The sequence below is a fragment of the Algibacter sp. L1A34 genome (assembly GCF_009796805.1).
GTDB lineage: Bacteria > Bacteroidota > Bacteroidia > Flavobacteriales > Flavobacteriaceae > Algibacter.
Genome location: NZ_CP047029.1, coordinates 730,551 through 744,067 on the forward strand (window position 1 = coordinate 730,551; position 13,517 = coordinate 744,067).

At 33.5% G+C, this 13,517-nt stretch carries 11 protein-coding genes; 1 reads left to right on the forward strand and 10 read right to left on the reverse strand.

The features are described 5' to 3' along the window. Positions 1-5: 5 nt before the first annotated feature. From GQR97_RS03205 to gldB, 10 genes are all read right to left on the reverse strand, one after another. Positions 6-2,042, reverse strand: coding sequence for an OmpA family protein (locus tag GQR97_RS03205; protein WP_158845231.1), 2,037 nt, complete (start codon positions 2,040-2,042; stop codon positions 6-8). A 1-nt stretch (position 2,043) separates the two neighbouring features. Further along, on the reverse strand, positions 2,044-2,955 hold the full coding sequence (locus GQR97_RS03210; RefSeq protein ID WP_158845234.1) for a type IX secretion system membrane protein PorP/SprF: 912 nt from the start codon (positions 2,953-2,955) through the stop codon (positions 2,044-2,046). 4 nt (positions 2,956-2,959) lie between these two features. Then, entirely contained in the window at positions 2,960-5,590 is a 2,631-nt protein-coding gene (locus GQR97_RS03215; protein WP_158845237.1) for a gliding motility-associated C-terminal domain-containing protein, read from the reverse strand. A 526-nt stretch (positions 5,591-6,116) separates the two neighbouring features. Beyond that, positions 6,117-6,800 carry an SDR family NAD(P)-dependent oxidoreductase gene (locus tag GQR97_RS03220; RefSeq protein ID WP_158845240.1) on the reverse strand — a complete coding sequence of 228 codons (684 nt, stop codon included), beginning with the start codon at positions 6,798-6,800 and terminating at the stop codon, positions 6,117-6,119. Next, on the reverse strand, positions 6,793-7,722 hold the full coding sequence (locus GQR97_RS03225; RefSeq protein ID WP_158845243.1) for a M28 family metallopeptidase: 930 nt from the start codon (positions 7,720-7,722) through the stop codon (positions 6,793-6,795). The genes GQR97_RS03220 and GQR97_RS03225 overlap by 8 nt, the downstream gene beginning before the upstream one ends. 85 nt (positions 7,723-7,807) lie before the next feature. Beyond that, complete coding sequence (locus GQR97_RS03230) at positions 7,808-9,433, reverse strand: pyruvate dehydrogenase complex dihydrolipoamide acetyltransferase (protein WP_158845246.1); 1,626 nt, start codon at positions 9,431-9,433, stop codon at positions 7,808-7,810. 3 nt (positions 9,434-9,436) lie between these two features. Next, on the reverse strand, positions 9,437-10,435 hold the full coding sequence (gene pdhA, locus GQR97_RS03235; RefSeq protein ID WP_158845249.1) for a pyruvate dehydrogenase (acetyl-transferring) E1 component subunit alpha: 999 nt from the start codon (positions 10,433-10,435) through the stop codon (positions 9,437-9,439). Between the two features lie 169 nt (positions 10,436-10,604). Then, complete coding sequence (gene cdd, locus GQR97_RS03240; RefSeq protein WP_158845252.1) at positions 10,605-11,087, reverse strand: cytidine deaminase; 483 nt, start codon at positions 11,085-11,087, stop codon at positions 10,605-10,607. Positions 11,088-11,276: 189 nt separating this feature from the next. After that, on the reverse strand, positions 11,277-11,609 hold the full coding sequence (gene gldC, locus GQR97_RS03245; RefSeq protein ID WP_158845254.1) for a gliding motility protein GldC: 333 nt from the start codon (positions 11,607-11,609) through the stop codon (positions 11,277-11,279). Continuing rightward, positions 11,602-12,573: a gliding motility lipoprotein GldB gene (gldB, locus tag GQR97_RS03250; RefSeq protein WP_158845257.1), complete on the reverse strand. Its 972-nt coding sequence runs from the start codon at positions 12,571-12,573 to the stop codon at positions 11,602-11,604. The genes gldC and gldB overlap by 8 nt, the downstream gene beginning before the upstream one ends. A 93-nt stretch (positions 12,574-12,666) precedes the next feature. On the opposite strand from gldB, the gene nadE reads away from it, so the two are divergent. Beyond that, positions 12,667-13,455: an NAD(+) synthase gene (nadE, locus tag GQR97_RS03255; protein ID WP_158845259.1), complete on the forward strand. Its 789-nt coding sequence runs from the start codon at positions 12,667-12,669 to the stop codon at positions 13,453-13,455. Positions 13,456-13,517 lie beyond the last annotated feature (62 nt).

The following is a 13,517-nucleotide window of genomic DNA, read 5'->3' on the forward strand; positions in this document are numbered from 1 at the left end:
TCGCTCTAGTATTTAATAATTTCAAATTCGGATCGTCGATTTAATTGATGTTCCTCTTCGGTACAATTTAACATTGGGCAAGGTACAATGGGAACTAATTCACCAAAACCTTTAAACGATAATCGACGTGCATTTATAAAACCTTCCAAAGCTATGTAATTTCTTGTGGATTCCGCTCTTCGTTCCGATAAAATTTGATTGTATTTCGCCGTACCTCTACTATCGGTATGTGCACTTATTTTTAAATAGATATTAGGATAACGTTCCAATTTAGCAGACAAAGCATCTAATATTTTTTTAGAATCTGCTCTAATATTCCACGTACCGAAATCGAAATAAATAGGCTCTAACTGAAAATACAACTTCCCTTCTTTTTCTACTACAGGTGGCCCATCAACATCTGTAAGTAAAGCAAATCGAGTTGGATCCTCTTCTTTTAACTTCTTATCGATTTTCTTTTCAGCAATAATAGCTTCAACCGGGTCGATAACTACTATCGGTAGTGGCGGTGGTGGCGGAATCTGTTTCAGATACAAAACGTGTTTCTGGTCTTGTTTTTCTAAAACCTCAACCTGTAAGGCTTTTGGATAATAACCTTCACTTTCCGCTTTAAGTTCATAATTATCAGCAAGGAGATTCATATTAAAAAAAGAAGTCTCATCTAATATATTACTATATAATTCAGCTTTTCTTCTATCATTTAAAACAACTTTTGCATTCGGTATATATTCTTTTGTAACAGCATCTCGGATTTCGAATGTATTAATGTATTCACGAATAAAAATTTCTCCAGATTGTTTAAACTGAAAAATATTATCGTCTTTTTTGTTTCTATTTGAAGCAAAGAAACCTTCGTTTTCATTATAATACGTAATACTAAAATCGTCATATTGAGAATTAATAGGCACGCCTAAATTTGTTGGAGTTGTAAATGAACCATCAACTAATTCTGAAACAAAATTATCTAACATCCCTAAACCTAAATGGCCGTTTGATGCAAAAAACAAATGTCCTTCTTCGGATATAAAAGGGAAATGCTCGCGATTTTCGGTATTTATTGTTGTTCCTAAATTTACAGGTTCTCCAATTTCATCTTCATTTAAAGCAACATAATACAAATCGAAACTACCACAACCTCCCTCTATGTTAGATGAAAAATATAGCTTATCCCCTTTGGGGTTTAAAGCAGGATGTTGATAGGAGAATCCATTTTTATTAAACGCTAATTTCTCTGGAGTAGACCATTTACCGTTTTCCTTTATCGATTTATAAAGATGAATATTATTCGTCTTGGCTTCGTTAAACTCGCGTTTACCTTCTACTATATTGCTTTTTGAAATATACAATGTGTTGCCATCTTTACTAAAACAAAAATTCCCTTCATGATATTTAGAATTAATAGTTTTTGGCAATGCTTTTACTTGGCCAATAGTATCATTTTTTTCATCTACAGCAGTAACATAAAGGTCCAAAAAGGGTTGATGTGTCCATTTATAAGTTTTTCCGAATAATTGATTAACACCCCTATCTGAAGTAAAATATACGCTATCCCCAAATTTTACAGCTCCAAACTCTGAAGCTTCAGAATTAAACTGAACTTTTTCAACTTTATAATCTGGGCTTTTCAACTTAAAAGTTTCAATCGTTTCAATAGATTCCGCAATATCTAAGGATGCCGAATTATTTTCTTTATACAGCTTTAAATACTCCAAAGCAGCTTCATAATCACCCAAAGCAGAAAGCATTTGATAAAGTTTAAAATTATATTGATTGTTATAATTTTTATCCTTTTCGCCAAAGCGACCTTGGACTAATTGTTTTAAATTACGAGAAGCCAACCTATACTGAAACGTGTTATAAAAACACTCGGCAAGATTTTCTAAATCTTTTTTATGGCGTTCTTTTTCTAACGCAATTTCGTAATATTTAGCTGCGTTAATATAATCTCCTTTTTCGAAAAAACGATCGCCTCTAGATTTTTGACCTATGGCCAACTGAGACATAAAACAGATTGCAAAAATTAAAGTTATTTTCTTAATCATATTAATAGAATCTTGGAGATGAATATTTTTTACTTAAACCTAACACATCAAACCTGTAAAGTAAAACAAATTCATGACTGCCGTTGTTAAAGCTTTTTAATTGACTTGTGTTAAAATCGTGAGCATAACCGATACGTAAATCTGGGGTTATATTGATAACAGCCAGTCCAGATATCGCATCTTGATAACGGTAAGATACGCCTAACTCAAACTTATTATCGTACAAAACATTTGCTGAAACATCGAATGATAATGGTGCACCTCCAACAAATTTCATGACTGTAGATGGTTTTATTTTAAACAAATCGTTTAACTCATAGATATAACCCGCGATTAAAAACCCATGAATACTGTTATCATAGACAACGTCGTCATTAATATTTAAATCCGCAGGAATTAGATTTGGTGCAGATAAACCAATATAATAATTTTTATGAAATAGAAATGCTCCAGCTCCAATATTAAGAACTGTTTTATTCGTATTTCCAAAAGAAGGATCGGTTGAGACATTACTTCCTATAGAACTAAAGTTTAAATGATCGAATCCCATTTTTAATCCAAAAGATAGATTCAACTCTTTATTTAAATTAATCTTATAAGCCGCATCAATGTTAAATACATTTTCACTTGTATTTATATTTCCTCCAATATTATCATTTAAATAATTTATGCTTAATTCTATTTTTTCATTTAAAGGAATGTTCGCAAAAACATTTGCTGTTTTAGGTGCGCCATCAATGCCAACCCACTGTGTTCGATACAAAGCACCAACTTCTACAAGACTTGGTTCGTTAATCATATAAGCAGGGTTAACCATACTCATATTGTACATATATTGTGTATACTGTGGTTCTTGCTGAGCAAAAACAGACAGGTTACAGACTATAAATAGTATATATAATTTTATTTTCATCAATTTATCTGCTTAAATAAAAATTACCTTGAAAAGGTTTAGTTATCCCATCTTTTGGATCAAAAACATAAAAATACACTCCTGATGACAATTGTTTTCCTAGTGTTGCCGATACGTTAGACTCACCCCCAAAGAGAGGTGTGTCTTTTGTACCTTTATAAACGGTTACTCCATAGCGATTATGAATGTTTAATTCGAAATTAGGATATGTATCTGACAGATTACACAAATCGAACTCATCATTTATATTATCTCCATTAACCGAAATTCCGTCTTTTATACAACTCTCACAATTCTCATCTCCAAAAGGTAAAAGAGTAACCATCATTACTGTTTTTGATGACTCGCAATCGTTCTCATCTACCGCTGTAACGAAATAATCTTCTCCATTAACTAAAATAGTTCCCATTGGTAATGGCGTGGTTGCTATTTCCGAATCATACCAATTAAAACCATAGCCATTATCTGCCTCTAAACTATTTACTGTCGCTCCATCTACCGCACAAAATGTTTGATTAGAAGTTGTTGCAACATCTACCTCAAGAATAGTAATTTCTATAAATGAAATAACCAAACTACATGTAACATGACCTTGAATTTCGTAGCTAAAATTATAAACTCCAGCAACTAATTGCGAAACATCTAACAAGCTTCCTGTTAAAAAACTTGTATTATCTAAGTCTGTAAAAATTCCCGCACTAGTAGCTGTATCATCTAAATAGTCTGCCAAATCGATTTCTAAATCTGATCGGCATACATTAAAAGCACCATCTTCACCTGCACTTGGACTTTTATAAACAGTTACTATAATTGTTGCTTGGCTTCCTGTACACATGGTTGTTCCTGATGGTGTAGTATTATCTGGAACAGTATAAGTATAAACCCCAGCATCTGATGATCTAGGATCAAAATCTGCAGTATAGTCTGTTGTTGTAAATCCGTTTGGACCTGTCCATGTTCCTGTTGTATTTGGTGTACCATCCAATTCATCAAACAAATTGATAATGTCTGTATTATCGCAAACATCTAATAATGTATCTATTCCAGCCGAATATTCTTCATAAACCGTAAATGATAAATTAGCTGAGTTTATACAACCTTTGTCCGTTAGAGTAGAATATGTAAAATCGAAAAGCTCATCACCTTTAATTTCTGGTAATACATAAGCTGTAGGGTTAGCAACAGGATCTCCCGAAATATTATTAACCCAAGTTCCTAATGAACCTTGATATATGGGATCGTCAATACTATTTGTTGTTAAAAGAGAAAACAGATTTAAAGGATTTGCTATTAACGCGTCGTTTTCACAAAACTCTAAACCAACCGTATCTTCACCAGCATAATTATTAGGTAATAAAACAACAGTAACGTTTGTAAACTTGGGATCGCATGGAGAAGTTCCACTAACTCCACAAGTATTACATAAACCTGAAACTAAATACCTAAATATATAGGTGCCAGCATTGGCTTGTGTGAGTGATGCAAAATCTATAATTCCAGAATCGACATCCCTTCTAATATCCGAAGGTCCAGAAACAAAACTCCAAGTATTACAACTCAAATTTGGAAGGTAATTATACAACACCCCATTTTCTGTTGTAAATGTTAATTCATTATATAAATTTATACTTGAAGGTTGATTATCATCTAGACAAACCTCTAAAGGTTCTTCTTGATAAAAAGGTTTTATAGTTTCGTAAATTCTAAACACAACTTCGGACTCCTTACTTGGGCAATCCGTTAACGAAGATCGAGCTTCTACAGAATACTTGTATTTAAATTCTCGACAACCAAAATTAGAATTATTATTTTTTAAATTATCATAAATTTCTCTAATATTTATAGTAGAATCAACAGGACTATCAATTTGATTTGCTGCATCGGAAATTGCACTCCAAGTACCTTCAACATCCTCTCCCTCTAAAAAAGCATCATTTGTTAAATCAATATCAGCATCCCATATTCCAGATAATATATCGGCTTCACAAATATCATATTCTGAAGCTTCGCCCGAAATTACATCACGAATAACTTCAACTTTAAAACGAGACACTTTTTCCGAAGCACATGGTGACACTCCAGAAACGGTATAAGTGAATTCGAAAACATCAAATTCTACTAAACTTCCATAAGGTTCATAAGGAATTTCTGCATTAAATTTACCTTCAGGACTTAGGCTTTCAAAATTATCAGAATCTCCTACATTCCCCACAAATTCCCATACACCATTTTTATGAGGTGATGGTTGAGACTCGAAAACCTGAAATAAATCGAAATCAGCTAAAACTGCTTGACAGATCGTTATATTAGCATCGTTAGCTCCTGCTGGAGGTAAAGGCTTACCTTCAAATGGGCCTAAAACAATATTTAATCGAAGTTTTATTCCATCAGGACAAGTACTAGATGTATCTATTAACATAAATTGGTACGAATCTATATTAACAGATGCATCTTTTAAATCCCATAAATACAAATCCCCCGTAGACACATCTAAAGAAAAATTATAATTAGGATCAAACCAAGAACCAGAGGTTAATGAAATTGGAGCATCAACACCTGGGACGTTATTATAAACATCGTACAAATTAATTATTCCATCGGGCGTTCCGTTAGCATCGTTATCAATGATTGTCATATCACAAACATTATAAGTTACTACTTCATCGCATTGCGCTTGTACTTTTGCAAAACAAGTTATAAGAACTGCAAGAGTCAAAAAGAGGCCTTTTTTCAATATAGTTAAATTAGATTCAATGCAAGGTATTATTTACTGTGCAAGGGCAAAGGTGTGGAAAATAAAAACTTACAACTAAAAAATGAAGGAAAAAGTTAATATTTCATGTATAATATCCTTTTTTTATGCATTTCATCTATAAAATTATTGGAAACAGTTAGTATTTTAACATAAAATCTCCCCAGAATTCACTTTTATAATCTAAAAATTCATCAAACGGATAATCGGATTTTTAGTTTTTTCTCTTAGAAAAACATCATTCCGTCCTAATTTATTCGCATCAAGCCTCTTAACAGTTTAACGCATCTATCATATTTCTTTGTATTCGAATATTTAGAAGTTCTTTTTATCCAACATATATTATTAACATAAACCACAATTTATCATAAAATATACTGAATAACTTACCACTGCAGAAATATTTGTATTAAGGCGTAGAATTAGAAACTTGTAACATTTTACCGTTATAATATTTATTTCCGTTAAGTGAAAAATCGAAAATATATTGTGCCATTTCTAGAGCTGTAGTTGGTGCTTGATAACCAGGGAAAGCTTCTTCCAACATTTCGGTTTGTACAGCTCCTAAAGCTAGAACATTGAAAGCAATACCAGATTCTTTATATTCTTCTGCTAATAATTCGGTAAGCGTAATTACGGCCGCTTTACTTGAACTATAAGCCGCTAAACCTGGAAATTTCATGCTGCCCTGAACACCGCCCATAGAACTAATAGTAACTACATGGCTATTAGCTTTCATAAAAGGAAGTGTTTTACGAGTTATTTCGGCTACACCAAAAACATTTGTTTTATAAACAGCTTCAAAATCTGCCATTGTTATTTCGGCAAACGGCTTGTTTAGCAAAGCGCCAGCGTTATTGATTAAAACATCTACTTGTTTCCAATTTTCAGAAATAAAATTTTCAACTTTTTCATAAGCCTTTTCATCATTTAAATCGAACGAAAAACACGTTACGTTTTCTAAGTTTAAATTCAGGATAGGCTTTTCATTCCGCGAAAGCGCCAATACATGATGTCCAGCTTTTGCGTATAGTTGAACCAACTCGAAACCAATGCCTCTACTTGTTCCTGTTATAATTATATTTTTACTCATTATTCAATTTTATTTCTTTAGTTGGAGCATTTATCATTCCTTCTAAAGCCGGAATCATTTTATTTATAAAATTAGCCATGTGTTCAAAATTCATATTTTCGGTTTCGTCATCCACATGATGGTAATAATCGAAATTTGTAAAGTCGAAAGTTGAAATGGCTTGCGCCGGAACATTAAATGCATTGTAGAATGGATAGTTATCCGAACGCATAAATAATCTAATCTCTTTAGCTTTTGGTAAAAATCCAACAATTTCAGAATTAGCATAACCATTTAACTTTTCGGCCATATTCGATTCTTTGTAACCTGTAACGTAAGCCATAGTTTCACCACCTGCTCTTGGCACACCAATCATTTCAAAATTAATCATGGTATAAACATTTAAGTTTTCATCTTTTAAACGCTTTGCTAAATGTCCAGATCCTTTTAAACCCATTTCTTCGGCAGCATATAAAGTAAACAAAACACTACGCTTATTGTTTTTAGTTTCAGCAAAATATTTTGCCCATTCCATAACGGCTACCGTCCCCGAAGCATCATCGTTAGCTCCGTTTGCAATAACATCGCCATTCACTTCTTTTGCTGTACCAATATGATCATAATGTGCTCCTAGAATTACAAATTCATTTTTTAATTCCGGATCGTTTCCTTCTATATAGCCAACCACATTATACCCTACAACTTCCTTTACATTAAAAGTATCTCTATAGGTTTCAAAATAAGGTTTTACATTGTTTTCTTTAAAAAAATTCTCTATAAAAACAGCAGCTTTCTCGATACCTTCACTTCCTGTATTCCTACCTTCTAATGCGTCGGAAGCTAAATACTCTAAACTTGCTATAATCGATTTTTCTTCTATTTTATTTTGAGCAGCACAGTTAAAAACAAACAGTACTAAACTAAGCCTAAATATATTTTTCATATTTTATTTTAAAAATTAAAGATAAAAAAAACCTGCTTCAATAATATGAAACAGGTCTTTAATATTTAGATTTTGAAAAATCTGGTTACACTAACATAGTTACCGGGTTTTCAATATATCCTTTTAAAGTTTGAAGGAATAATGCACCTGTAGCACCGTCAACCGTTCTGTGATCGCATGCTAATGATAACTTCATCGTATTACCAACAACAATTTGTCCGTTTTTAACGACTGGTTTTTCAACAATATTTCCAACAGAAAGAATAGCGGAATTTGGTTGATTGATAATCGATGTAAATGTATCGATACCAAACATACCTAAGTTAGACACAGTAAATGTGCTACCCTGCATTTCATCTGGAGTTAATTTTTTATTTTTAGCTTTACCTGCAAGCTCACGAACTGCACCACCAATTTGTGGTAACGTTTGCTCATTAGCAAACTTAACAACTGGCACAACTAAACCATCTGGAACAGCTACTGCAACACCAATATGTACATGATTGTTTAATCTCATTTTATCGGCAAACCACTGAGAGTTTACTTGTGGATGTTGCTTTAACGCTAAAGCACAAGCTTTAACAACAATATCGTTATATGATATTTTAGTATCTGGAATTGAGTTAAACTGCGTACGGAAAGACATCGCATTTTCCATATCGAACTCCACACTTAAATAATAATGTGGTGCAGAAAACTTAGAATTTGTTAACGCCTTCGCAATTGCTTTACGCATTTGAGAATTATCTATATCATCGAAATCTTCTTGACCAGATGCTACAAATTTACCAGCGGATGCCGCAGATGCTGCTGGCTCGTAATTTTCAATATCTCGTTTTACAATACGTCCGTTTTCACCAGAACCTTGAATTCTTGTTAAGTTAATACCTTTATCTTCCGCTAACTTTTTTGCTAATGGAGATACATGTACACGTCCGTCTGCCGTTACTGGCGTTGGAGCAGGTGCACTTGTTTTTGGTTTAGAAGGAGCTGCTGGTGCAGGCGCACTTTTTGGAGCTTCTTTTTTAGCTTCAGCCTTTGGAGCTTCTGCTACTGGTGCAGCTGTACTAAAACTAGAGGCAACACCAGAAACATCTGTTCCGGCAGGGCCTATTATAGCTAAAAGCTCATCTACCTTTGCAGAATCGCCTTCTTGTAATCCTATATATAATAAAGTACCAGATTGGAATGATTCAAATTCCATAGTTGCTTTATCCGTTTCAATTTCAGCTAAAATATCGCCTTCATCAACCTTATCACCAACTTTTTTCAACCAAGTTGCAACAGTACCTTCTTCCATGGTATCACTTAAACGTGGCATGGTTACAACAATTACACCTTCTGGTAATTCTGCTGCAGCACTTGTTGCTTCAGGAGCTACCTCTACTGCTGCAGGAGCCTCTTCTGTTTTTTCTTCAGTCGCTTCCGCGGAAGCGTTACCACCTCCACTTATAAGTGCAGAAATATCTTCACCTTCTTCACCAATAATAGCTAAAAGCTCATCTACCTTAGTAGTTTCACCTTCTTGAATACCAATATAAAGCAAAGTCCCTTCATTGAAAGACTCAAACTCCATAGTGGCTTTATCAGTTTCAATTTCGGCTAAAATATCGCCTTCTTCAATTTTATCTCCTACTTTTTTCAACCAAGCTGCAACGGTACCTTCTTCCATGGTATCGCTTAAACGAGGCATATTTACTACTATTGCCATAGCTTATATTTTGTGTTGTATAAATGGATAATCTTCTTGTTCGTAAACCATATCATAAAGTTGTTGCTTTTCTGGGTATGGAGACTCGTCTGCAAATTTTTCACATTCTGCAACACGATCTTTAACACGCTTATCAATTACTTTAATATCGTCTTCCGAAGCATATTTATTTTCAAGAATAACATCTTTCACTTGTGTAATTGGATCGATTTTCTTGTATTCTTTAACTTCGTCTTTAGTTCTGTAATGTTGAGCATCACTCATTGAATGCCCTCTATAACGGTAAGTTTTCAACTCTAAGAAAGTTGGTCCATCACCACGACGTCCTCTTTGAATGGCTTCATCAAAAGCTTCAGCAACTTTTATCGGGTTCATTCCATCAACAGGTCCGCAAGGCATATCATAACCTAAACCTAATTTCCAAATATCGGTATGGTTTGCAGTTCTTTCTACAGAAGTTCCCATTGCATATCCGTTGTTTTCACAAACAAATACTACTGGTAATTTCCAAAGCATTGCTAAATTGAATGCCTCATGAAGAGAACCTTGTCTTGCAGCTCCATCACCAAAACAGCATAAAGTTACAGCATCACTACCGTGATACTTATCACCAAATGCAATACCTGCTCCTAAAGGAATTTGACCACCAACAATACCGTGACCACCGTAAAAACGAAATTCTTTAGAAAAAATATGCATAGAACCTCCCATACCATGAGATGTTCCTGTTACTTTTCCATACAATTCTGCCATAACACGCTTAGGATCTACTCCCATACCAATTGGTTGAACGTGATTTCTGTAAGCAGTTATCATTTTATCTTTAGTCAAATCCATAGCGTGCAAAGCACCCGCTAAAACAGCTTCTTGACCATTATATAAGTGAAGAAATCCTCTTACTTTTTGTTGAATGTAAACGGCAGCTAGTTTGTCTTCAAACTTTCTCCAGAATAACATGTCTTCGTACCATTTGAGGTAAACCTCTTTTGTGATTTTTTGCATCGACTAGAATTAATGTTAGTATTGTCACGAAGGACAAAAGTAACACATTGAAAGTAATTGCAAAAACTCAACGTGCTTAAAGTGAAAAAAATATTAAAAAAACTTAATTTTAGAAGCGTTTTAAATAATCTTTAAATATTTTTTAAAGATTACTGATTTTTTAGAAAATTTACAAGGAGGTTTTATCAAAGCCTAAAGGCAATAAATTAGCTAGAGAATTAGATTTAGCTACTTTACCTGTTTCTCCCATAAAATAGATCTCGATTGGACTGTCTTGTTTTACCTCATATTCGGCAATTGCTTGTCGGCAAGCTCCACATGGAGGGATAGGCGCTATAGTAGTTTTAAGCTTAGAACCCGCTGTTATAGCCATACGCACAACTTTAGCATCTGGATATTGAGATCCTGCATAATAAATGGCCGTGCGCTCTGCACACAACCCAGATGGATAAGAAGCGTTTTCTTGATTGCTCCCTGTAATTATTTCGTTATTATCTAAAAGCAGCGCAGTTCCCACATGGAATTTAGAATATGGTGCATAAGCCTTTTCGCGAGCTTCAACGGCTTTTTCCATTAACGTTATAACATTTTCAGGAAGTTCACTTAAATTATCATAAACGTATAATGTGGACTCTATTTTTACTTCTTTCATATATTTTTCTGTTGAAATAATTGTGAATTTTAAATTTCAGAAATTCTATTTTTTTAAAAAACGAGAATCACTTATTGAAAAATCACAAGTTTTGAACGTAACAATTTAAGCTAAAAGTTGATATTTATAACAAAAACGATTATTTTTTTTTAAATTTTCAATCATCAAAAACAAAGGAATACAAATTACCTACTTTTTAATCTCTAATTTTTCGGCAAAATAATCACAAAAATCTTTCATGGTTGCCGTCATTTTTTCATCCTGTGTTGCACGGTTAAAAGTGCTACTCATAGCAACAAGTGTTTGATGAAAAAACACTTTCATTTCGTCTACAGGCATATCTTTAGTCCACAAATCTATACGTAAACTTTCTTGAGTTTTAGAATCCCAAACAGCAAGCATCATGGCTTTAGCCTCTGCATTTGATATCCCACCATCTTTGGCTGTCCAATTAATTTTTTCGGGAACGCGATTTTCATCTAACTCTATATTTAATTCGATTTTCGATTTAATATTAGCCATTATTTTTTCTTGGTTTAAATTTTGATTTATTAAAAATATCTTCAGCATTCATAATTAACATATCGTTTAATGATGTGTCGTTATGCTCCATATAAGCTTTCACAATTTGCCAACCTATGTATTGCCCTATTTTACCTGGCGACTCTCCATCTATACCCTCCAAATAAAATTTAGAAAAAGGAGCTGGATTTATAAATCGGTTGGGCAATTTAGAGTTTGTGCTAAATAATAATTCACGCTCTACAAAGTATTGCCAAACCGAACTTTCATTTTGCTGAACCCAATTTAACTGTTCTTGAGAATAGCTTATTCTTTCGTTTTCTAACTTAAAAGGAATAACTTTATCCTTAAAATATAGAGCTTTTCCAAAATAAATCATTTCATCTAAAAGTGTTTTTCTTTCAGGTTGAAAAATATATTTCTCAGCATATTCTTCGGCGAGATCTACAACAATTTGCTCTTTATTTAAATGCTCAGAAATATATTTCGGAATACCTTGATAAAAATAATGATCCTCCCCGAGATAAGAGTCTAGAGCGACCAAAACAATCGTATCGGTAACAATCACCCTATTTCTATAATCTACATTACTCGTTGTCGTTATAACTCTTGGCGTTTTAAATGTTGGGAAATAATATTGAATATAACTTAGTAACGATTCTATTTCATCTTCAGTATTGGAGTAATCCGCAAACACTTTATCAACCTCTGCACTTAATTCTTGTTGCAGCGTATCGTTCACTTTATCAATCCATACAGAATCCCTAATCGCTTTTGGAAACATAAACGGATAAGCTTTCTTTAATTTAGGCAATTCTTGTAAATTAGTTTTTGCAAAAAACCTATCAAACCGCTCAATAGAAATATCTATCTTATTGTTTTCCAAAGCAAGATCTGCATCACTTTTCTTTTTACAAGAAAAAAAACAAATTGTAATAAGAATAATTAATGACAGCTGTTTCATAGTAAAAGTTAAACGCTTTAAATTTTTATTAATTGAGTGATTACGCTATTTTTGTTGACAAAGGTAGTATTCTTATATCAAAACTCTTCTAAAATGCAAACAGAAAAAGTAGTAGATTACATTGTAAATTGGTTAAAAGATTATGCAACAAAAGCCGGAGTTAACGGTTTTGTGATAGGTGTTTCTGGCGGAATTGATTCTGCTGTAGCATCTACATTATGTGCGAAAACAGGATTAAACGTTTTATGTATTGAAATGCCAATACATCAAGCAGCAAGCCATGTAACACGGGCAAACGAACACATTGCACAACTTTCTAAACGTTTTGATAATGTGAGCGATACTAGAACAGATTTAACACCTGTTTTTGAAGCTTTTAAAACGGAAGTGTTCTTTGATAGCGACCAAGCAACCGTAGACATGGCATTAGCGAATACTAGAGCGCGTTTAAGAATGACAACCTTATATTATTATGCTGGTCTTTACAAACTTTTGGTTGCCGGAACAGGTAATAAAGTTGAAGATTTTGGAGTTGGATTTTACACAAAATACGGAGATGGTGGTGTAGATTTGAGTCCGATTGCAGATTTATTAAAATCGGAAGTTTATAAATTAGGTGAATTTTTAGAGGTTCCAGAATCCATTATGAAGGCCGCTCCTAGCGATGGCTTATTTGGAGACACAAGAAGCGACGAAGATCAAATTGGCGCCTCATATCCCGAGTTAGAATGGGCTATGACGATGGATGAAAAGGGCAAGACAGAATCCGATTTTTCTGATCGTGAACGTGATGTATTTAATATTTATAAAAGATACAATTCTAGTAACAAACACAAGATGATTCCAATCCCAATATGTGATATTCCTGATAATTTGATGTAATTTTTGCAAAATACCTAAAAAACTCATACTTTAGCCCCGAGCTTTTTTCTTTCAAGTAGTAT